General features: G+C 71.9%; 21 protein-coding genes and 2 tRNA genes. 19 read left to right on the top strand and 4 right to left on the bottom strand.

Going from position 1 to position 21,062, the window contains the following annotated elements:
• Nucleotides 1-9: 9 nt before the first annotated feature.
• Nucleotides 10-2,232, bottom strand: a complete 2,223-nt coding sequence (locus tag AMK18_RS17725) for a bifunctional glycosyltransferase/CDP-glycerol:glycerophosphate glycerophosphotransferase (protein WP_073863511.1) — start codon at nucleotides 2,230-2,232, stop codon at nucleotides 10-12.
• Between the two features lie 191 nt (nucleotides 2,233-2,423).
• On the opposite strand from AMK18_RS17725, the gene galE reads away from it, so the two are divergent.
• From galE to rfbD, 4 genes are all read left to right on the top strand, one after another.
• Nucleotides 2,424-3,395, top strand: a complete 972-nt coding sequence (gene galE / locus AMK18_RS17720) for a UDP-glucose 4-epimerase GalE (RefSeq protein ID WP_018103207.1) — start codon at nucleotides 2,424-2,426, stop codon at nucleotides 3,393-3,395.
• Nucleotides 3,396-3,611: 216 nt separating this feature from the next.
• Nucleotides 3,612-4,682 carry a glucose-1-phosphate thymidylyltransferase gene (locus tag AMK18_RS17715; RefSeq protein ID WP_073863510.1) on the top strand — a complete coding sequence of 357 codons (1,071 nt, stop codon included), beginning with the start codon at nucleotides 3,612-3,614 and terminating at the stop codon, nucleotides 4,680-4,682.
• A complete protein-coding gene (gene rfbB / locus AMK18_RS17710) occupies nucleotides 4,679-5,668 on the top strand; it encodes a dTDP-glucose 4,6-dehydratase (protein ID WP_073863509.1) in 990 nt (329 codons plus the stop codon). The genes AMK18_RS17715 and rfbB overlap by 4 nt, the downstream gene beginning before the upstream one ends.
• A complete protein-coding gene (gene rfbD / locus AMK18_RS17705) occupies nucleotides 5,665-6,630 on the top strand; it encodes a dTDP-4-dehydrorhamnose reductase (RefSeq protein ID WP_073863508.1) in 966 nt (321 codons plus the stop codon). The genes rfbB and rfbD overlap by 4 nt, the downstream gene beginning before the upstream one ends.
• Here the strand turns inward: rfbD and rfbC are convergent.
• Nucleotides 6,549-7,202, bottom strand: coding sequence for a dTDP-4-dehydrorhamnose 3,5-epimerase (gene rfbC, locus AMK18_RS17700; protein WP_073863507.1), 654 nt, complete (start codon nucleotides 7,200-7,202; stop codon nucleotides 6,549-6,551). The genes rfbD and rfbC overlap by 82 nt on opposite strands.
• Before the next feature lie 225 nt (nucleotides 7,203-7,427).
• Between rfbC and proB the strand changes: the two genes are divergently transcribed.
• From proB to AMK18_RS17675, 5 genes are all read left to right on the top strand, one after another.
• Nucleotides 7,428-8,534 (top strand): glutamate 5-kinase, encoded by a 1,107-nt coding sequence (gene proB / locus AMK18_RS17695; RefSeq protein WP_026171529.1) that lies wholly within the window; start codon nucleotides 7,428-7,430, stop codon nucleotides 8,532-8,534.
• Between the two features lie 141 nt (nucleotides 8,535-8,675).
• Nucleotides 8,676-9,176: a hypothetical protein gene (locus AMK18_RS17690; protein ID WP_073863506.1), complete on the top strand. Its 501-nt coding sequence runs from the start codon at nucleotides 8,676-8,678 to the stop codon at nucleotides 9,174-9,176.
• A gap of 81 nt (nucleotides 9,177-9,257) precedes the next feature.
• Entirely contained in the window at nucleotides 9,258-10,541 is a 1,284-nt protein-coding gene (locus AMK18_RS17685; protein WP_018103215.1) for a glutamate-5-semialdehyde dehydrogenase, read from the top strand.
• Between the two features lie 64 nt (nucleotides 10,542-10,605).
• Nucleotides 10,606-11,199 (top strand): SCO2584 family spore wall biosynthesis protein, encoded by a 594-nt coding sequence (locus AMK18_RS17680; RefSeq protein WP_018103216.1) that lies wholly within the window; start codon nucleotides 10,606-10,608, stop codon nucleotides 11,197-11,199.
• A gap of 177 nt (nucleotides 11,200-11,376) precedes the next feature.
• Entirely contained in the window at nucleotides 11,377-12,480 is a 1,104-nt protein-coding gene (locus tag AMK18_RS17675; protein ID WP_073863505.1) for an SCO2583 family membrane protein, read from the top strand.
• Here AMK18_RS17675 and AMK18_RS17670 read toward each other — a convergent pair.
• Nucleotides 12,431-13,525 (bottom strand): M48 family metallopeptidase, encoded by a 1,095-nt coding sequence (locus AMK18_RS17670; RefSeq protein WP_018103218.1) that lies wholly within the window; start codon nucleotides 13,523-13,525, stop codon nucleotides 12,431-12,433. The genes AMK18_RS17675 and AMK18_RS17670 overlap by 50 nt on opposite strands.
• 113 nt (nucleotides 13,526-13,638) lie before the next feature.
• Between AMK18_RS17670 and AMK18_RS34915 the strand changes: the two genes are divergently transcribed.
• The 7 genes from AMK18_RS34915 to AMK18_RS17645 all read left to right on the top strand — a co-directional run bounded on the left by AMK18_RS34915 (nucleotide 13,639) and on the right by AMK18_RS17645 (nucleotide 17,883).
• Nucleotides 13,639-13,791 (top strand): hypothetical protein, encoded by a 153-nt coding sequence (locus tag AMK18_RS34915; protein WP_018103219.1) that lies wholly within the window; start codon nucleotides 13,639-13,641, stop codon nucleotides 13,789-13,791.
• Nucleotides 13,792-13,874: 83 nt separating this feature from the next.
• Nucleotides 13,875-14,039: a hypothetical protein gene (locus AMK18_RS34910; RefSeq protein WP_018103220.1), complete on the top strand. Its 165-nt coding sequence runs from the start codon at nucleotides 13,875-13,877 to the stop codon at nucleotides 14,037-14,039.
• Nucleotides 14,040-14,077: 38 nt separating this feature from the next.
• A complete protein-coding gene (gene nadD / locus AMK18_RS17665; protein WP_026171531.1) occupies nucleotides 14,078-14,695 on the top strand; it encodes a nicotinate-nucleotide adenylyltransferase in 618 nt (205 codons plus the stop codon).
• Between the two features lie 19 nt (nucleotides 14,696-14,714).
• A complete protein-coding gene (locus tag AMK18_RS17660; protein ID WP_018103222.1) occupies nucleotides 14,715-16,463 on the top strand; it encodes an LCP family protein in 1,749 nt (582 codons plus the stop codon).
• 146 nt (nucleotides 16,464-16,609) lie between these two features.
• Nucleotides 16,610-17,041 (top strand): ribosome silencing factor, encoded by a 432-nt coding sequence (gene rsfS, locus AMK18_RS17655; RefSeq protein ID WP_018103223.1) that lies wholly within the window; start codon nucleotides 16,610-16,612, stop codon nucleotides 17,039-17,041.
• Complete coding sequence (locus tag AMK18_RS17650) at nucleotides 17,038-17,691, top strand: histidine phosphatase family protein (RefSeq protein ID WP_026171532.1); 654 nt, start codon at nucleotides 17,038-17,040, stop codon at nucleotides 17,689-17,691. Before rsfS ends, AMK18_RS17650 begins: the two co-directional genes overlap by 4 nt.
• Before the next feature lie 119 nt (nucleotides 17,692-17,810).
• Nucleotides 17,811-17,883 (top strand) — tRNA-Ala (locus tag AMK18_RS17645).
• Between the two features lie 50 nt (nucleotides 17,884-17,933).
• On the opposite strand, the gene AMK18_RS17640 is transcribed toward AMK18_RS17645, so the two are convergent.
• The gene (locus AMK18_RS17640) at nucleotides 17,934-18,839 is read right to left on the bottom strand and encodes a helix-turn-helix transcriptional regulator (RefSeq protein WP_241836588.1); all 906 of its coding nucleotides are present in this window, start codon (nucleotides 18,837-18,839) and stop codon (nucleotides 17,934-17,936) included.
• 189 nt (nucleotides 18,840-19,028) lie between these two features.
• Here AMK18_RS17640 and AMK18_RS17635 point away from each other — a divergent pair, with 189 nt between their 5' ends.
• From AMK18_RS17635 to AMK18_RS17625, 3 genes are all read left to right on the top strand, one after another.
• On the top strand, nucleotides 19,029-20,420 hold the full coding sequence (locus tag AMK18_RS17635) for an MFS transporter (RefSeq protein ID WP_073863504.1): 1,392 nt from the start codon (nucleotides 19,029-19,031) through the stop codon (nucleotides 20,418-20,420).
• Nucleotides 20,421-20,553: 133 nt separating this feature from the next.
• On the top strand, nucleotides 20,554-20,787 hold the full coding sequence (locus AMK18_RS17630; RefSeq protein ID WP_018103228.1) for a hypothetical protein: 234 nt from the start codon (nucleotides 20,554-20,556) through the stop codon (nucleotides 20,785-20,787).
• A gap of 114 nt (nucleotides 20,788-20,901) precedes the next feature.
• Nucleotides 20,902-20,974 (top strand) — tRNA-Ala (locus AMK18_RS17625).
• Nucleotides 20,975-21,062: the final 88 nt, after the last annotated feature.

Below are 21,062 nucleotides of genomic sequence, written 5' to 3'. Positions count from 1 at the left end.
CCGGGAGCCTCAGACCTGGGCCAGGGCCTCGGCGGGGGAGGGGACCGGGGGGCGCTCCGCGAGCGGGACCACCGGCAGCGGGGTCTCCTCGCCCAGGAACACCCGGCGCACCACGCGCTCGGCGGCCCGCCCGTCGTCGTAGTCGCAGTACCGCTCCCGGAACGCCGCGCGCAGCGCCGCCGCCTTCTCGTCGCGCCACTCCTCCGAGCCCAGGATCGCGGTCAGCCGCTCCTGGTCCGTCGCGACGGCGCCCGGGGGCTCGGCCATCAGGTCGAAGTAGGTGCCGCGCACGACCCGGTAGGTGTCCCAGTCGTCCGCGTGGATGACGATCGGGCGGTCCAGGTTGGCGTAGTCGAACATCGCCGAGGAGTAGTCGGTGATCAGGGCGTCGGAGGCGAGGTAGAGCTGTTCGACGTTGCCGTGGGCGGAGACGTCGATGATCCGGCCTCCTGCCTGGAGCTCGGCGAGCCGGCCGGTGGGCTTGTAGAAGTAGTGCCCGCGCACCAGCAGGGTGACGTCCGGGCCCAGGTCCTCGGCCAGCTTCGACAGGTCGATCCGGGGAGCGAACGCCTTCTCGTACTCGCGGTGGGTCGGCATGTACAGGAAGGCGGTCGTGCCGTCCGCGAGGCCGAGCTCCCGTCGGGCCGCCACGACGTCCGCGGCGGTGGCGTTGACCAGCACGTCGTTGCGCGGGTAGCCGGTCTCCAGGGTGGTGTACCGGCAGGGGTAGACCCGCTCCCAGACGGTGGTGGTGAACCGGTTGGAGGACAGGCTGAAGTCCCAGCGGTCGCAGCGCCGGAGCAGCTTCTCCATGTCCATGTCGGTGGACGCCGGGTACTGGGCCTGGTCGAGGCCCATCGTCTTCAGCGGGGTGCCGTGGTGGGTCTGGAGGTGGATCTGCCCGTCGCGCTTGACGATGGTGTCGCCGAAATTGACGTTGTTCGTCAGGTACTTGGCGCGGGCCATGACCGCCCAGTACTCGCGTGAGCCGACGATCACCTTCTCGACGCCCTTGGGCACCCGGTCGCGGTGCTCGGCGCGCACCGCCCAGACCCGGCGCGTCTGCGGCGCGAGCCGGCCGAGCTCGGCCTCGATGGCCGCCGGGTTGCAGGAGTAGCCGCGGCCCCAGTACGCGGAGAACACGGCCAGGTTCTCGTCCACCGGTAGCCGCAACTGGGACCGGTAGAACATGCCGAGCGCCGCCCGCTTGGCCCGGCCGATACGGGCCCTGCCGCCCAGCCGGGCGCGGTGGCGGACGCTGTTGGCGCGGGTCAGCCCGAAGAACGCGGAGGCCGAGTCGGCGCCGAGCAGCGCGTACTTGTAGCCGCGCCCGCCCGGCGGCCGCTCGAAGCCCTCCGGGAGCCGCGCGCGGTAGTCCTTGGCGGCCCGGTGGAAGAACTCGGCGCGCGCGTCGCGCGGCAGCCGGCCCGGCCGCTCCAGCACGGTCAGGTACTGGTCGACCATCTTCCGGAACAGCACCGGGCGCCAGCGGTCGAGGTCCGGCCGCCCGTCCAGGAACGCGAACACCCGGTCGTACTGGTCGAAGACGTCGAAGTGCTTCCGGCTGACCGTGGCCAGGATGTTGCCGCCCTCACGGCGCTGCCGGTACAGCACGCAGGAGCGGTCGAGCACCGCGATGCGCTCCGCCGCGATGAGCGAGCTGTACGTCCACGGGGCGTCCTCGTAGTAACCGGGCGGGAACTGGAAGCCGTGCCGGGTGACGAAGTCGCGACGGTAGGCCTTGTTCCACACGATCTGGAGCAGGTCCAGGAGCTGCGGGCGCTCGGCGAGCGAGAAGACGTCCGGGCCCTCCTCGCTCATCAGGTCGGTGCGCTTGTTGCGCAGCAGCCGCCCGTCCCAGTAGGTCCGGGTGTAGTCGTAGACCAGGATGTCCGGGTCGCCCGTCGCGTCGAGCCGGGCCGCGATGGCCGACAGCGAGCCCGGTGCCAGGGTGTCGTCGCTGTCCAGGAAGAGGACGTAGTCACCGGTCGCCTGTTCGAGCCCGGCGTTGCGCGCACGGCCCAGGCCGATGTTCTCCGTGAGGTGCAGCACACGCAGGCGGTCGTCGCGGGCCGCGTATGTGTCGAGGATCGCACCGGAACCGTCCGGGGAGCAGTCGTCCACCCCGATGATCTCGAAGTCGGCGAAGTCCTGCCCGAGCACGGAGTCCAGACACTCCCCGATGTACCCCTGCACGTTGTACGCAGGCACGATGAGTGTCAGTCGAGGCATCGTCCACCAGTTCCAGAGGGCTGTCCGCAGGGGTTCTACGAGGGGCGCGGTCGGACCGTGCGACAGTGGTCGGCGTCCGGCACCCGGACAGCGTAATTGATCGCCCCGGCCGCACCCGGGGGGTGCCTCGGGCCCTTCCACGTAGGGTGGAACGCCGACGGGGGCACAGCAGCGGACAGGAGACGCACGACATGACCTGGATGGTTACGGGTGGGGCGGGGTTCATCGGTGCGCACGTGGTGCGCGCGATGCTCGCCGGTGGTCAGCGGGTGGTCGTGTTCGACGACCTGTCGACGGGCAGCGCCGACAAGGTGCCTGCGGGCGTCCCCCTGGTGACCGGCACGGTTCTCGACCGCGAGGCCCTGGACGCCGCGATCCGCGAGCACGGGGTGACCGGTGTGGTGCACGTCGCGGGCAAGAAGCAGGTCGGCGAGTCCGTCGAGCGGCCCCTGTACTACTACAAGGAGAACGTCACCGGCCTGGAGGTCCTGCTGGAGAGCATGGTCGCCGCGGGCGTCGACCGGCTGGTGTTCTCCTCGTCGGCCGCCGTCTACGGCATGCCCGACGTCGACCTCGTCACCGAGACGACCCCGTGCGCGCCGATGAGCCCGTACGGCGAGACCAAGCTGGTCGGCGAGTGGCTGATCCACGCCGCCGCCAGGGCCCACGGGCTGCGCGCCGCCTCGATGCGCTACTTCAACGTGGCGGGCGCCGCCTCGCCGGAGCTGGCCGACGAGGGCGTCTTCAACCTTGTCCCGATGGTCTTCGAGCGCCTGGAGGCCGGTGAGGCCCCGCGCATCTTCGGCGACGACTACGACACGCCCGACGGCACCTGCATCCGCGACTACATCCACGTCGAGGACATCGCCTCCGCCCACCTCGCCGCCGCCCGCCGGCTGGAGGACGCCGAGCCCGGCACGGACCTCACGCTGAACATCGGCCGCGGCGAGGGCAGCTCGGTGCGCGAGATGGTCGACCGCATCCTCAAGGTCACGGGCAACGAGGACGCCACCGCCGAGGTCTCCGCCCGCCGCCCCGGCGACCCGGCCCGCGTGGTCGCCTCCGCCGAGCGCATCAGCGCGGAGCTGGGCTGGTCGGCGCGGTACGGCGTGGACGAGATGATCGAGTCCGCCTGGCAGGGCTGGCGCCTGCGCCACCCGTAAGCACGGCCGTACGCAGGGCCCGGCACCGCTCCCCGAGGACGGCGCCGGGCCCTGCGCGCATGACGGGGTGGTCCGGGTTGCGGGAGACCGTCACTTTTCCCGCTGATATAGCGTTAAGGGCCGTTTTGTCGCGGAAGATGCGAGGGAAGCTCAGTAAGGTCCCCTAGATAGCGGCCCTGGTGGCCGCCGTCCTATCTCATCGTGGGGGCAGGAACTGTGAAGGCTCTCGTACTTTCCGGTGGGGCCGGCACCCGGCTTCGTCCCATCACCCATACCTCGGCGAAACAGCTGGTCCCGGTGGCGAACAAGCCGGTGCTGTTCTACGGCCTGGAGGCCATCGCGGAGGCCGGCATCACCGAGGTCGGCATCATCGTGGGCGACACCGAGGAGGAGATCCGCGCGGCGGTCGGCGACGGTTCGCGCTTCGGCATCGATGTCACCTACATCCCGCAGGCCGAACCCCTCGGCCTCGCCCACGCGGTCCTGGTCGCCCAGCGCTTCCTGGGGAACGACGACTTCGTCATGTACCTGGGGGACAACTTCATCGTCGGCGGGATCGCGGACCTGGTCGAGGAGTTCCGCGCGGACCGGCCCGACGCGCAGATCCTGCTGACCCGGGTGCCCGACCCGACCTCGTTCGGCGTCGCGGAGCTGGACGGGGACGGCAGGGTGGTGGCCCTGGAGGAGAAGCCGGAGCACCCCAAGAGCGACCTCGCGCTCGTCGGCGTCTACCTCTTCACCCCGGCCGTCCACGAGGCCGTCCGCTCGATCCGCCCCTCCTGGCGCGGCGAGCTGGAGATCACCCACGCCATCCAGTGGCTCATCGACCGCGAACGCGACGTGCGCTCCACCATCATCCGCGGCTACTGGAAGGACACCGGCAACGTCACCGACATGCTGGAGGTCAACCGGACCGTCCTGGAGAGCGTCGAGCCGTGCACCGACGGCGCCTACGTCGACGGCGAGAGCGAGATCATCGGCCGGGTGCTGATCGAACCGGGCGCCCGGGTCACCCGCAGCCGGATCGTGGGCCCCGCCGTCATCGGGACCGGGTCGGTGATCAGCGACGCCTATGTCGGCCCGTTCACCTCGGTCGCCCAGAACTGCCGCATCGAGGACAGTGAGATCGAGTACTCCATCGTCCTCGGGGGCGCCTCCATCGACGGGGTGCGGCGCGTGGAGGCCTCGCTGATCGGCCACGACGTCGAGGTGACGCCCGCGCCCCGCAGCCCCTCCGCCCACCGACTCGTCCTCGGCGACCACAGCAAGGTGCAGATCTCCTCATGACCGGTACGCGCATCCTCGTCACCGGAGGCGCCGGCTTCATCGGCTCCCACTACGTCCGTACGCTGCTCGGCCCGGACGGCCCCGGCGACGTCTCCGTCACCGTGCTCGACGCCCTCACCTACGCGGGCAACCCGGCCAACCTGGATGAGGTCCGGGGCCACCCGGGCTTCGCCTTCGTGCACGGCGACATCTGCGACGCGGAGCAGGTCGGGCGGCTCATGGCCGGACACGACCAGGTGGTGCACTTCGCCGCCGAGTCCCACGTGGACCGCTCCATCGACGGCGGCGCCGCCTTCGTCCGTACGAACGTCGTGGGCACCCACACCCTGGTCCACGCCGCGCACGAGGCGGGCGTCCGCACCTTCGTGCACGTCTCCACGGACGAGGTCTACGGCTCCATCGACGAGGGCTCCTGGACCGAGGACGAACCCCTCGCGCCCAACTCCCCGTACTCCGCCTCCAAGGCGTCGAGCGACCTCATCGCCCTGGCGTACCACCGCACCCACGGGCTCGACGTCCGCGTCACCCGCTGCTCCAACAACTACGGGCACCACCACTTCCCCGAGAAGGTCATCCCGCTCTTCGTCACCAACCTCCTGGAGGGGCTGCCCGTCCCGCTGTACGGCGACGGCGCCCATGTCCGCGACTGGCTGCACATCGACGACCACGTCCAGGGCATCGAGCTCGTCCGCACCCAGGGCCGCCCCGGCGAGGTCTACAACATCGGCGGCGGCACCGAACTCTCCAACAAGGAGCTCACCCGGCTGCTCCTGGAGGCGTGCGACGCCGACTGGGACACCGACGTGGTCCACGTCGAGGACCGCAAGGGCCACGACCGGCGCTACTCCGTCGACTGCACGAAGATCCGCGAGGAGCTGGGTTACGCGCCCCGCAAGGACTTCGCGGCCGGGCTCGCCGAGACCGTCCGCTGGTACCGCGAGAACCGCTCCTGGTGGGAACCGCTCAAGGAGAGGGCCGCCCTGTGAGGCCGCGCTGGCTGGTCACCGGGGCCGGCGGCATGCTCGGCCGGGACCTGACGACCGCGCTGGCCCGCGAGGGCGCCACCGTCGTCGCGGCGGACCGCGCGGCCCTGGACGTCGCGGACCCGGCGCAGGTCCGCGCCGTCTTCGACGCGCAGCGGCCCGCCGTCGTCGTGAACTGCGCCGCCTGGACCGCGGTGGACGACGCGGAGAGCCGGGAGGCCGAGGCGCTGCGCGTCAACGGCACCGGACCCGCCGTCCTCGCCGGTGCCTGCCGCGCCCACGGCAGCGTCCTGCTGCACGTCTCCACCGACTACGTGTTCGCGGGCGACGCGGACCGGCCGTACCCGGAGGACGCCCCGACCGCCCCGCGCAGCGCGTACGGCCGCACCAAACTGGCCGGGGAGCGCGCGGTCCTGGAGACCCTGCCGGACACGGGCCACGTCGTGCGGACGGCCTGGCTCTACGGAGCGGGCGGCGCCAACTTCGTCCGTACGATGATCAGGCTGGAAGCCGTCAAGGACACCCTCGACGTGGTGGACGGCCAGCGCGGACAGCCCACCTGGACCGTCGATCTCGCCTCCCGGCTGGTCCTGCTGGGCCGCGCCGCGCTCGACGGCACCGCCCCGGCGGGCGTCTACCACGGCACCAGCGCAGGTGCCACGACCTGGTACGGCCTGGCCCGCGAGGTGTTCCGGCTGCTGGGCGCCGACCCGGACCGCGTCCGGCCCGTCGACAGCGCCGCCTTCGCCAGGCCCGCGCCCCGGCCCGCGTACAGCGTGCTCGCGCACGACCGCTTCCGGGCCGCCGGCATCGACCCGGTCCGCGACTGGCGCGCGGCGCTGCACGCGGCCTTCCCCGCGCTCCTCGCCGCCGAACGCCCCGGTCAGCGACCGGCCGGGCTGAACGACGGCTCGGCAGCCCGGACCCCCGGCACCGCCGGACCGTCCGCGCGCAGCCGCGCGTAGTACGCCTCGCACTCCGCGTACGAGGGCAGCAGCCCGCGCTCCCCGGCCTCGGCGAGCTTCGGGGCCGAGGCGTCCTTCGGGGAGAGCAGCGGCGCGATGTCCGCCGGCCACGCGATGCCGAGGTCCGGGTCGAGCGGGTCGACGCCGTGCTCCCGCTCCGGCGCGTAGCCCTCGGAGCAGAGGTACAGCACGCAGGCGTCGTCGGTCAGCGCCATGAACCCGTGCCCGAGCCCCTCCGCGAGGTAGACCGCCCGGTGGTCGGTGTCGTCCAGCCGGACCGCCTCCCACCGCTTGAACGTGGGCGAGCCGGCGCGTACGTCCACGATCACGTCCAGCACCGCGCCCCGCACGCACTTCACGTACTTCGCCTGGCCCGGCGGCACGTCCGCGAAGTGGATGCCGCGCAGCGTGCCCCGCCGCGAGCGGGAGAAGTTGGCCTGCGCGAGCCCCAGCGTGTGCCCGGCCGCGGCTCCCAGGTCCGCCGCCCGGAACCACTCGTGGAAGCTGCCGCGGTCGTCCGGGAAGACCGTGGGCTCGTGCACCCAGGCCCCGGGAACGGAGAGCCGGCGCATGCGATCACATCCTGTTCGCACTCCGCGGGACCTCCTGCCGGCCCCGGTGTCTCTGCCCAACGAGTCCAAGGACCGAACAGACACGGAACGGGACATAAGGCGATGAAAAGGTTGCCACGGTGCTTCCACGGTGCGGAACGCGAAGGCGCCGGATTCCGCTCTCGCGTAGATTGCGGGGTCCAGCGAGCGAATGCGGGGGACCGGGTGTCAGGGGCAAGGCAGGGCGTGACGGAAGCCCGCAGGATCGTGGTCAAGGTCGGTTCCTCCTCCCTCACCACCGCCGCCGGCGGCCTCGACGCCGACCGCGTCGACGCCCTGGTCGACGTACTGGCCAAGGTCCGCGACGGCGGCGAACGCGAGGTCGTCCTCGTCTCCTCCGGCGCCATCGCCGCCGGACTCGCCCCGCTCGGACTGCACCGCAGGCCCAAGGACCTGGCCCGCCAGCAGGCCGCCGCCAGCGTCGGCCAGGGACTCCTCGTCGCCCGCTACACCGCCTCCTTCGCCCGCTACGGCGTCCGCGTCGGCCAGGTCCTGCTCACCAGCAACGACACCAGCCGCCGCGCCCACTACCGCAACGCCTACCGCACCCTGGACCAGCTCCTGGACATGGGCGCGCTGCCCGTCGTCAACGAGAACGACACCGTCGCCACGGACGAGATCCGGTTCGGCGACAACGACCGGCTCGCCGCCCTCGTCGCCCACCTGGTCCGCGCCGATCTGCTGGTCCTCCTCTCCGACGTGGACGGCCTCTACGACGGCGACCCGAGCATCCCCGGCACCAGCCGCATCGCCGAGGTCACCGGCCCCGCCGACCTGGCCGGGGTCAGCATCGGCAGCGCGGGCAAGGCGGGCGTCGGCACCGGCGGCATGGTCACCAAGGTCGAGGCCGCCCGGATCGCCACCGCCGCGGGCATCCCCGTCGTTCTCACCTCCGCGAGCCACGCCGCCGACGCCCTCGCCGGCCGCGACACCGGCACCTACTTCCACCGCACCGGCCGCCGCTCCGCCGACCGGCTCCTCTGGCTCGCCCACGCCTCGACCCCGCGCGGCTCGCTGACCCTGGACGACGGGGCGGTGCAGGCGGTCGTGGAGCGCCACAGCTCGCTGCTCCCGGCCGGGATCGCGGCGGTGGAGGGCGAGTTCACCGCGGGCGACCCGGTGGAGCTGCGCGATCTGCGGGGGCGGCCCGTGGCGCGCGGGCTCGTCAACTTCGACGCCAAGGAGATGCCGCAACTCCTCGGCCGCTCCACCCGCGACCTCGCCCGGGACCTCGGCCCCGCCTACGAACGCGAGGTCGTACACAGGGACGATCTCGTCCTCCTGCACGGCTGACGCCCCCCGAAACGGCTGAAAGTCCAGCCATCGGACCGAGACCTTCACGAAAACCGCCCCACACCGGGCCGCGGGCTGGTCCACTTTGTAGCAGGGAAACTGCGGGGTACAGCAAAAGCAACACATCACAGGAGGCCGCCGGTGAGACGAGCGCGCCCGGGGGCGCCGCCCCGAGGAACGGGTGGCCGCACCCTGACCAGTGTGGGAGCGGGGGCCGGCTTCGACGGGAGCGGACCCGCGGACCGGAGGGACGAGCGCCCCGCCCGGCCGGAGCCGAGACCGGCCGGCCAGGAGCACGCCCCGTCGAAGCTGTGGCACGTCACCCTCTGCGTCTCCGGGAACGAGTTCCCGCTGAAGGAGGTCAGGCGCGGTCTCGAACAGCTCGCGCACGACCACCCGTTCCTGCTGACCAGCCGCTACGCCAACGACCACGCGGAGATCCGCTACTGGGAGGAGGCCCGCGACCTGCACGACGCGGCGGCCGTCGCCCTGCGGCTGTGGGGCGAGCACCGCTCCACCGCCGGTCTGCCGCCCTGGGCGATCGTCGGCCTCGAAGTCATCGACCGCGAGACCTACCACCAGCGCGTCGCCGAGGGCTACGGGCCGCCGCCGGCCGCCCCCGTCGGCGTCCACCCGTACTGACCGGCCGCCGCCGGTGAAACGGCCGTCTCGCATCACGGGATGCGTGCGGAATGCCCGCAGGGCGCGCACTACTCTGCGGGCATGACCACGCTCTCGCCGTACGACAACCTGTCTCCCGTGGCCCAGGCCGCCTACCGGGCCCGCTCCGCCGCCGCCGACATCGCGCCACTTCCGCGCGCGGCCAAGGACGACGCGCTCCTGGCGATCGCCGACGCGCTGGAAGTACGGACGAGCGACATCCTCGCGGCCAACGCCGAGGACGTGGCGCGCGCCCGTGAGGCGGGGACCAGCGAATCCGTCGTGGACCGGCTGACCCTCACCCCGGAACGCATCCGCGCCATCGCCGCCGACGTCCGGGACGTCGCCGCCCTGCCCGACCCGGTCGGCGAGGTCGTCCGCGGCTCGACCCTGCCCAACGGCATCGACCTGCGCCAGGTCCGGGTGCCGCTCGGCGTCGTCGGGATCATCTACGAGGCCCGGCCCAACGTGACCGTGGACGCCGCCGCCCTCTGCCTGAAGTCGGGCAACGCCGTCCTGCTGCGCGGCTCGTCCTCCGCCTTCGCGTCGAACACCGCCCTGGTGCGGGTGCTGCGCGACGCCGTGGGCGGCTCCGGCCTGCCGGCCGACGCGGTGCAGCTGGTCCCGGGCGAGAGCCGCGACTCGGTGCGCGAGCTGATGCGCGCCCGGGGCCTCGTGGACGTGCTCATCCCGCGCGGCGGCGCCTCGCTGATCCGCACGGTGGTCGAGGAGTCCACGGTCCCCGTCATCGAGACCGGCACCGGCAACTGCCACGTGTACGTCGACGCGCAGACCGACCTGGACATGGCCGTGGAGATCCTGGTCAACTCCAAGGCCCAGCGCCCCAGCGTCTGCAACGCCGCCGAGACCCTGCTCGTCCACAAGGACATCGCCGACGCCTTCCTGCCGCGCGCCCTGGACGCCCTGGCCGAAGCCGGTGTGACCGTGCACGGCGACGAACGGGTGCTGGAGTACGCCGAGGGCTCCAAGGCCACGGTGGTCGCGGCGACCCCGGAGGACTGGGAGACCGAATACCTCTCGTACGACATCGCGGCGGCCGTCGTGGAGTCGCTGGACGCGGCCGTGGCGCACATCCGGCTCTGGTCCTCCGGCCACACCGAGGCCATCGTCACCACCTCGCAGGCCGCCGCCCGCCGCTTCACCCAGCTGGTGGACTCCACGACGGTGGCCGTCAACGCCTCGACCCGGTTCACCGACGGAGGCCAGTTCGGTTTCGGCGCCGAGATCGGCATCTCCACGCAGAAGCTGCACGCCAGGGGCCCCATGGGCCTGCCGGAACTGACGTCGACCAAGTACATCGTCACCGGCGACGGCCATGTGCGGTGACCCGGTGACAGGCGAATGCGCCGTCTCCCTGCCCAAAGCGGTCCGCCGGGGCTAGTCTGAAACCGTGGCGGACGACGTGGGGGGCAGGCCGTATCCGAACGGCTGGGAGCCCGACGACGACCGCGGGGGCGCGGACGAGGACTTCGCCTCCGTGGTGTTCGACGAGGACTTCGTACGGGCCGCCGAGTTCCATGAACCGACCGCCGTCGAGCGGCTGTTGGCCGCCGCGGAGGCGCGCGCGGAGGCCGACGCCCGGCGCGCCGGAGCCCGCGGCGGCCCCTTCGAGGACGACCTGTACGACGAGGGCTACGGTCCGGGCGGCTACGGCGGCCCGGACGGCTACGACCCGCTGGACGCGGACGACTTCCACGAGCACGGGCCCTACGGGCGCCACGGCGGCGCGCTCCGCCCGTACCGGGGGGCGGCCCGCTGGCACCGGCCGATCGCCTGGCTGCTGGCTGTCCTGATGGGCGTCGGCATGGTCGCCCTCGCCTTCAGCGCCGTCTACCGCAACAGCTCGGGGGACCGGCAGGACCAGGTCCCGCCGCCCGCCTCCACCGGTGTGGACAGCGCGCCCGGGCCCGGCCCCGGCTCCGCCCCCTCGGACGCGGACGACTACTCCCGCCCGATGGTCTCCGCCGTCCCGCGCACCCCCTGACCTCCCCCTCCCCGGACGGACCCGTCCCGCGTCCGGGTCCCCCGTCCGGCGGTCCGGTGGAACTCCCCGGTGGTTGCCGGGCGTCACCGCGTTTACCGTCGTCGTGATCGACCCACCCTGAAGGTATGACCCCTCCTCCGCCCGAAGAGGGGACTTCTCACGGAGTCGGGAGAAGTCATGGCACATCGCGGAGATCCACCCGACGGCCCGGCGGAGAACGGCGCGCACGGTCCGGACGACGAGTACGGCTCACTCGTCTTCGACGAGTCCTTCGTGCGGGCCGCCCGGCTGCAGGAATTCTCCGCCCAGGAGCGGATGGGGGAGCACGCCCGCGCCGTCCGCAGCCTGCCCGGGCGGGCCTACCGCAACGGCTCCCGGATCGCCCTCGCCCTGATGATCCTGATCGCCCTGGCCTTCGGCACGGCCGTCTTCATGGGCCTGAGCCACCCCTACGAGACCCCGGCCGCAGCCCGGAAGCCCGAACCGCTGCGGATGACCCTCGTCCCGCTCGCCCCGCGCGGCGCCGTCCCCGCGGGCACCCCCGCCGCCCTCTTCGCGAGCAGCCCCGCCGCGCACTACCCGAAGGGCCGGGACGGCATCAGCCCGCCGCCCGCCCGGCACACCACCGACTTCTCGGAGAGCGAGGTGAGCGCCGCCCTGGCCACGGTGAAGGACTATCTGGCCGCCTCCTCGCTCGACCCCGACGTGCTCAGCGGGAACGCCGTGCGCCCGGTGGAGGCGCTGCTCGACCCGGACCAGATGGAGCAGTTCGACCGCAGCGTCAACGAGCCCTACGACGACGGGCAGCACGCGGCGACCGGCTGGCTCGTCCGCTTCGACCCGGTCCGGGTCACCCCGGACCCCGAGGTCCGGGTCCGGGGCACCCTGCGCTACGTCCAGACGGGCTCCGACGCCCTGGAGGTCGTCTCGGACCACACCTTCACGTACGCCCTGCGCCCCGCCGTGTCGGGCCCCCAGCCGAAGGGCGGCGCCTCCCTCTTCACCGTGCGGCGGGAGATGCGCTTCCGGTTCGACCGGGAGGACCTGCGGCTGCACCGCCTGGAGGTGCAGACCAGCTACCTCCAGGCGGGCCCGCAGTCCTGCCCGGCCGACGCCTCGGGCGCCCTGCGGCCGCTGCTCGCCGGCGAGCGGGCGGTCTCGCGCGGACCGGCGGGCACCGACCCGTACGCCACGGGCCGGCCGGTCGCGGCGCTCTGCGGGACGCTGGAGGTCAGCTCCCTTCCGCCGACGGCCCCTGCGAGTCCTCAGGGTTCTCCGTAGCACCGCCCTTGGCGCCGCCCGCGCCGGTGAACTTGTCCCGCAGCTTGCCGCCCAGGTCCCCGGCGCCGCCCGCTATGTCGCCGACGAGCTTCATCAGCGGATCCTTGCTGTTGCGCACCGAATCGGCGTAATGCGAGGCGGACTCCTTGAACGAGTCCGTCACCGAGGTGTCCTTGTCCTCGTCCCGGCGCGGGTAGTGGCCGTCCATGATCCGCTGGTACTCGCGGGTCTCCGACCACTTCTTGAGCTCGGCGGCGCGGACCGTGGTGAACGGGTGCGAGCGGGGCAGCACGTTGAGGATCTTGAGCACCGAGTCGCGCAGGTCGCCGGACTTCTCGTACTCGTCGGCCTGGGCGAGGAACGCGTCCACGTTCATCTCGTGGAGGTGGTTGCCGCCGGCGATCTTCATCAGGCCGCGCATCGACGCCTGTATGTCCTGGCCGGCCAGCAGCCCGGCCCGGTCCGCCGACAGCTCCGACTTGCGGAACCACTCGCGCAGCGCCGTCACGATCGCCATGATCGCGACGTTGCCCAGCGGGATCCAGGCGACCTTGAGCGCCAGATTGGTGAGGAAGAGGAGGATCGTGCGGTAGACCGCGTGACCCGACAGGGCGTGTCCGACCTCGTGGCCGATGACCGCCCGCATCTCCTCCTCGTCCAGCAGCTCCACCAGACCCGTGGTCACCACGATGATCGGCTCGTCCAGCCCGATGCACATGGCGTTGGGCCGGGGGTCCTGGTTGACGTACATCGGCGGGACCTTCTCCAGGTCCAGGATGTAACAGGCGTCCCGGAGCATGTCGTTGAGGTGCGCGAACTGGGCGTCGCTCACCCGGACGGAGTCCGACAGGAAGAGGAGCCGCAGGCTGCGCTCCGGCAGCAGTCCGCTCAGCGCCTTGAAGACGGTGTCGAAGCCGCTCAGCTTGCGCAGCGCGACCAGTGCGGAGCGGTCCGCGGGGTGCTCGTAGGCCCGGGAGGAGATCCCCGGGAAACGCTTGCGCTGCCTGCTCGGTACGCGGTCCTGGCTCTCGTGGCTGCTGGTCATGACATGGGCCCCCTGTGTTCGTACGAGACGTCGCTCGCCCCCTGACGCCGCCCAGCCTAGGTGCTGGGGCTACGGTGTGCGGGGGGCTGTGGATAACTGAGGAGACGCCCGACATGCCGCACACCGTTGCTCTGTTCGCCGCCGCATCCGAGGATCAGGGGCCGGGCAACACGATCCGCATCGTGCTGGTCGTCTCCCTCCTGGGAGCCGCCCTGCTGGCCTGGTTCCTGCTCCGCGGATACCGCAACGACGACAACAACGACTGAGTCGGCGTGAGCGTGCCCGGGGCGCCCGCATACGATGTCCGCGACGTCTTCCCCCGACTCCCGATCGATAGGTCCTGCCGAAGATGAGCCTCACGAGCACCGCACACCAGCTGGTCACCGTCGCCGCCGAGGGCGCGGAGCACGGTGGTAACCACAACAGCCTCGAGCCGATCGTCACCGGTGGCGGGGCGTTTGTCGCGCTTCTCCTCCTTCTCTGGATCACCACGCGCTTCAACCGCGACCGCTGAGGCCGAGGCGTACAGCTGTGCCAGTAGGCTCTGCACGCATGGGAGAGCAGGAAGTGCCTACCGGCCGCGGAAAACGCCGACTCGGCGTGATGGGCGGGACGTTTGACCCGATTCATCATGGACACCTGGTGGCGGCCAGTGAAGTGGCCGCCCAGTTCCACCTCGACGAGGTGATCTTCGTACCGACCGGGCAGCCGTGGCAGAAGAGCCACAAGCAGGTGTCCCCGGCGGAGGACCGCTATCTGATGACGGTCATCGCGACGGCGTCCAACCCGCAGTTCTCGGTCAGCCGCAGCGACATCGACCGCAAGGGCCCCACGTACACGATCGACACCCTGCGGGACCTGCGCGAGGCCCACGGCGAGGCGGACCTCTTCTTCATCACCGGTGCCGACGCGCTCGCCCAGATCCTCACCTGGCGGGACGCCGACGAGCTGTTCTCGCTCTCCCACTTCATCGGCGTGACCCGGCCGGGCCATGTGCTCACGGACGACGGGCTGCCGAAGGGGGGCGTCTCCCTGGTGGAGGTCCCCGCGCTCGCGATCTCCTCGACGGACTGCCGTGCGAGGGTCGCCCAGGGCGAACCGGTCTGGTACCTCGTGCCCGACGGCGTGGTCCGCTACATCGACAAGCGCCAGCTGTACCGCGGCGAGTGAGCCACGGAAAGGGGCACCGGTGAACGACCGACAGAACCCGTACGACCCGTACTACCAGCAGCCGCAGATCATCGGCTACGACGAGTACGGGCAGCCGGTGTACCAGCAGCAGCCGGGGCAGCAGCAGTACGACCCGTACGCGCAGCAGCCGCAGCAGCAGCCCGACCCGTACGGCGGCCAAGCGCCCCAGGGTGGCGGGCAGGGCTACGGCTACGACCCGTACGCCCAGCAGCGGCCCCCCGCGCCGCCGCAGCCGTACGACCCCTACGCGGCCCAGCCCCAGCAGGCCCCGCAGCAGGACTACGGCTACGACCGGTACGGGTACGACACCGGGCAGCAGCAGCCCGTCCATGACACCGGGCAGCAGCCCGCCGCGGTCGACACGACCCAGCAGTGGAACATTCCGCAGCAGGCCGCGACCCCCGCCCCGGCCCCCGCGCCCGCCCCGCCCCGCGAGCCCGCGGCGCGTCCGGGACCGGACGCGGCCGTGCCCGGGCAGCGCCGCGGCGGCGACGACTACCGCACCGAGCAGTTCGCCTTCATCGAGGAGCCCGACGAGGACTCCGAGGACGTCATCGACTGGCTCAAGTTCACCGAGAGCCGCAGCGAGCGCCGCGAGGAGGCGCGCCGCCGGGGCCGCAACCGGATCGTCGCGCTGCTCGTCGTCGGGGTCCTGGCCGTGCTCGGCGGCGTCGGGTACCTGTGGTCGGCGGACAAGATCCCCGGACTGTCCGACGGGGAGAAGGAGAACACCGCGACGACCGGTCCGCAGCGCCGGGACGTCATCGTGGTCCACCTCCACAACACCAAGTCCGGCGGCACGTCCACCGCGCTGCTGGTCGACAACGTCACCACCAAGCAGGGCACCACGGTCCTGCTCCCCAACTCCCTCGCCGTCTCCGACGAGGACGGCACCACCACCACGCTCGGCAAGTCGGTCGACGACGACGGCACGTCCGGGACCCGGGACTCCCTGGACACCCTGCTCGGCACCGACATCAGCGGGACCTGGCGGCTCGACACCCCGTACCTGGAGAACCTGGTCGACCTCGTCGGCAACATCGAGGTCGACACCGACACCGCGGTGCCGGGCGCCAAGAAGGGCTCCGGCGACCTGGTGAAGAAGGGCGAGGCGCAGACCCTCAGCGGCCAGATGGCCGTCGCGTACGCCACGTACCGGGGGCCCGGCGAGGCCGAGGCCAAGCAGCTGATGCGGTTCGGGCAGGTCATGCGCGGGGTGCTGCGCAAGATGTCCGACGACCCGCAGGCCGCCACGGTCACCGTTCAGACGCTGGCCCAGATCCTGGACCCGTCGCTGCCCGAGAAGGACCTCGGCGCCTCGCTGGCGAAGCTGGCGGAGCACGCCAAGATCGGCGACTACAAGACGGCGCTGCTGCCCGTGCAGGACGACGGCACCCTCACCGACGCGGCCACCGAGAGCGTGGTCAAGGACATCCTCGGCGGCACGGTCAAGGCGCCGTCGGCGGACGGCGTGGTCCGGGTCGGGATCAAGAACGCCACCGGCGACACCGGCTCCACCGAGTCCGCCCGGGGCAAGCTGGTCAACGGCGGTTTCGCCTTCGTCAACAGCGGGAAGGCCGACGCGGTCTCCTCCTCGCAGGTGGTCTACGCCGAGGCGGCCGACAAGGAGAAGGCGACCCAGGTCGCCAAGACCCTCGGACTGCCGACGAGCGCCGTCAAGAAGGGCAAGCCGGCCGGGAACGCGGACGTGTCCGTCCTCCTCGGCCAGGACTACAAGCCCGAGTAGCCGCGGAGCGGTCGCGGGAGGTCCGGAGCCGAGCGGCCCGGGCCTCCCCGGGCGGCCCGCGGGCGGGCCGCGGAATATGGCTGCGTGGGCGGGCGGTTCCCCGTGAGACCCTAGAGGTCTATCCGACCGACGACGAAAGCCTGCTTGTGACCGCCACTGACCGCTCCATCGAGCTCATCAACGCCGCCGCTCAGGCGGCCGCCGACCGGCTCGCGCACGACATCATCGCCTACGACGTCAGCGACGTGCTGTCGATCACCGACGCCTTCCTGCTGGCCTCGGCCCCCAACGACCGCCAGGTCAAGTCGATCGTCGACGAGATCGAGGAGCGGCTCCAGAAGGAGCTCGGCGCCAAGCCGGTCCGCCGCGAGGGCGACCGCGACGCCCGGTGGATCCTCCTCGACTACGTCGACATCGTCATCCACGTCCAGCACAGCGAGGAGCGCGTCTTCTACGCGCTGGAGCGCCTGTGGAAGGACTGCCCCGAGCTCGACCTGCCCGAGGACGCGGTGAAGACCCGCGGCAAGGCCGCCGAGCACGCGCAGCTCAACGGCGGTACGGAAGGTGAGCAGAGCTGAACGGCAGCAGGAGCGGCAGGGGCCGCAGGATCGTCCTCTGGCGCCACGGCCAGACGGCATGGAATCTGGAGCGCCGCTTCCAGGGCTCCACGGACATCGAGCTGACCGAGACCGGCGTGGCGCAGGCCGCCCGGGCCGCCCGGCTGCTCGCCTCGCTGAAGCCGGACGCGATCGTGGCCTCCGACCTGCGGCGGGCCGCGGCCACGGCCGCCGAGCTCGCCGCGATCACCGGGCTCGACGTGGTGCACGACGCGGGCCTGCGTGAGACCTACGCGGGCGCCTGGCAGGGCCTGACCCACGAGGAGATCGTGGAGCGGTACGGCGAGCAGTACGCCGCCTGGAAGCGCGGCGAGCCCGTGCGGCGCGGTGGCGGCGAGCTGGAGACCGAGGTCGCCGACCGGGCCGCGCCGGTGGTCCTCGGGCACGCCGGAAAGCTGCCCGACGACGGCACGCTGGTCGTCGTCAGCCACGGCGGCACCATCCGGACCACCATCGGCCGGCTGCTGGGCCTGGAGGCGCACCACTGGGAAGGGCTCGGCGGGCTGACCAACTGCTGCTGGTCCGTGCTCGGCGAGGGCGCCCGCGGCTGGCGGCTCCTGGAGCACAACGCCGGCACCCTGCCCGAACCGGTGCTCGGCGACGACACCTGATCCGGTCGTCGCCGGCCGCCCCCCGGGGCGGCAGGGGCCGGATTTCACTTTCCGGCTGGTCACAGGCTAAAGTTCTTCTTGTTCGCAGCGCGGAAGCGCAGGGAAACACAGCGGACAGCGGGGCTATAGCTCAGTTGGTAGAGCGCTTGCATGGCATGCAAGAGGTCAGGAGTTCAATTCTCCTTAGCTCCACAATCGGAAATCCCGTCCCCACCAGGGGGCGGGATTTTCCGCGTGTGCGGTCAACGGTCCTCGTCGCCCCGGCGGTGCTTCCGCAGCGCGGCGAGCAGCTCCCTGCTCTCCTCGTCGGCCGGGGTGTACGTGACGATCCGGCACTCGGGCAGCCCGTTGATGGTCAGCGACACCGAGGTCATCCGTATCTCACCGGAGACCGCCCAGTGCCGGAAGGTCTTCACGCGCCGCCCCGGCGGGACGACGTCCCCGCTGCGCCACAGCTGCGCGAAGTAGGGGCTGGCCTCCGACAGCGCGGCGATGAACGACTCCCACGCGGGCTCGCCCACATGGCGCCCGTAGCCGCTGCGCAGGGTCGCCGCCATCAGGGGCAGCTCCTGGTCGCGGTGCACGACCGGACAGTCCTTCTCGGAGGCCGTGAACAGCGACCACAGCGCGTTGCGGACGTTGGTGCCCCGCATGGCCGGGATGCCGAAGAGGTCCTGGTAGCCCGGATTGGTCGCCAGCACGTCGTAGCGCGCGTTGTAGACGACGGCGGGGAGCGGGTCGAGCGCGTCGATGATGCCCTGGATCTCCTCGCCGACCTCCAAGGCGTCGGACTCCCGCCCCGGCAGGAAGGCGACGCCCGCCAGCTCGTACAGGTGCTCGCGCTCTGGTGGGTCCAGCCGCAGCGTCCTCGCCACCGCGTCCAGGACCTGCGGGGAGGCGTTGATCGGGCGGCCCTGTTCCAGCCAGGTGTACCAGGTCACACCGACGCCGGAGAGCTGGGCGACCTCCTCGCGCCGCAGACCGGGGGTGCGCCGCCGTAAGCCGGGGGCCATGCCCACGTCGGCCGGGGTCACCCGGGCCCGGCGGCCTCGGAGGAAGGCGGCGAGCTCCGGACGCCTGCCGGTCGCCGCTCCGCTCCGCCGCGTCTGCTGTCGTGCCGTCGCCGTCTGCCGTGTCGTCACCGTCACGCCCCCATCGTCGGTGCTGCGCCCGGCTGTTGCCAGGTGCTGCCAGTACCAGCATCAGCGGGCTCTCGTTACCCGTATGCGTCCGGCACCAGCCTGGAACCCATGACCGCGACATCCGAAACGACGGCCTCACGCTCCGTCACCAGTAAAACCCCCACCGCTGACAAGCCCCCTGCCCGGCTGCTCGCCGTGGTGCTCACGGCCCAGTTCATGGCGATGCTCGACATCTTCATCGTGAACGTCGCCGCCCCGACGATCCGTACCGAACTCGGCGCTTCCGGAGCCCAGTTGCAGCTGGTGGTGGCCGGATACACCATCTCGTACGCCGTCCTCCTCGTCGCCGGTGCCCGGCTCGGCGGCGTGTTCGGCCAGGGCCGCGCACATCTGGCCGGACTCGCCGTCTTCACGGCCGCCTCGCTCGCCTGCGGACTGGCCGCGGACTCGGGCCAACTGATCGCCTTCCGGGTGGTCCAGGGGGCGGGGGCGGCGGTGATGATCCCGCAGGTGCTCAGCCTGATCCAGCAGCACTTCACCGGGGCGGCGCGGGTGCGCGCGATCGGTGCCTACAGCGCCGTGCTGGCCACGGGGGCCGCGGCGGGCCAGGTCGTGGGCGGGGTGCTGGTGAGCGTCGACCTGTTCGGGGCGGGCTGGCGCCCGGTCTTCCTGGTCAACGTGCCGATCGGGCTCGTCCTGCTGGTGCTCGGCGCGAGGGTGCTGCCGGGCGAACCGCGCACCGGGGAGGCCCGGCGGGAGGCGCGGGCGCGCGGCTTCGACCCGGTGGGCCTGGTCCTCCTCGCGGTGGCCGTCACGCTGCTGACCGTGCCGCTGGTGCTCGGCCAGGAGCTGGGCTGGCCGGACTGGACGTGGGCCTGCCTGCTCGCCTGCGTGGCGGCCCTCGCCGGCTTCGTGGCGTACGAGACACGGCTCGCCGCGCGCGGGGGTGCGCCCCTGATCGCGCCCCGTGTGCTCCGGTTGCCCGGAATCGCCGTGGCGGCGGTGCGGATCATGCTGGTGATGGCGGCCAACGCGGGCTTCCTCTTCACGCTGACGCTGCACCTCCAGGGCGGCCTCGGGTACTCGGCGCTGCACGCGGGGCTGATGTGCGCGCCGACCGCGGTGGCCTTCGGCGCGGCCGGGCTGACCTGGCGGCGGTGGCCGGCGCGGCTCCATCGGTACCTGGTGCCCGGCGGGTTCGCGGTGCTGGCCGCGGGCGTGACGGTGACCGGTCTCGTGCTGCGGGACGGGGACGGCGGGAGCGTCGCGCTGTACACGGGTTTCGTGCTGATCGGCGCGGGTATGGCTCTCGCGTTCAGCCCCAACCTCGCGGGCGCCCTGGCGGACGTACGGCCCCAGGACGCCGCCGACGCCAGCGGTGTGCTGGTGACCGTGACCCAGCTCGGGCAGGTCATCGGCGTCGCCGCCGTCGGCACCCTCTACCTCAACCGCCTCGGCACACCGGGGCCGCAGGGGTCGGGGCACGCACTGTGGGTCTGCGAGCTGGCCCTGGCCGCGGTGGCGTGCGCGGGGGCCGTGGTGGGGCTCGTACGACGGCGGCGGCGGGCGGGAACGGCGGTCGGCTGACCCCCTTGCGGGGTCATGGCAGAATCGGACCGCCGGAGGGGGCGACGGACCGAACGGGAGGGTGTGCGCGATGCCTGGGAGCCGCCACGAGGTCCCGCAGTCGCCATTCTTCCGCCGGGGCCGGAGCTGATCCATGGGTGCTCACAGGCGGAAGTGCGACTGGTGCGGCAGCGGTACGCCCATCGTCAGGGACATGGACCCGGTCAACGCGGACTATCAGTACTGGTGCGAGGAATGCGCACGCGCGCTGATCATAAAAGGCGACCCCATCGAGACCTACCGGGAGCTCGAGGGGGAGCCGATCTACGGCCGGCTCCTCGAGGAGCACTGCACCCTCAAACGCTTCTACTCCTTCGCCACGGCCTGACCGCTTCCCCCTCTCCGGCGGGGGAAGACCGGGCGGACCGGAATCGATTTGGTGGACGGCCCGGGTGACCGGTACTGTTCTCGATGTCGCCAGGGAGACCGGGCGGCGCAACGAGGGGCTATAGCTCAGTTGGTAGAGCGCTTGCATGGCATGCAAGAGGTCAGGAGTTCAATTCTCCTTAGCTCCACAGTGAAGAAGGAACGGCGGGCCATCCCAAGCGGATGGCCCGCCGTTCTGCGTGCGGAGGCCGGTCAACGGACTATCGCCCTGAGGGG

Source organism: Streptomyces sp. CB01249 (genome assembly GCF_001905735.1).
Taxonomy (GTDB): domain Bacteria; phylum Actinomycetota; class Actinomycetes; order Streptomycetales; family Streptomycetaceae; genus Streptomyces.
This window is presented reverse-complemented; position numbering and strand designations above follow the sequence as displayed.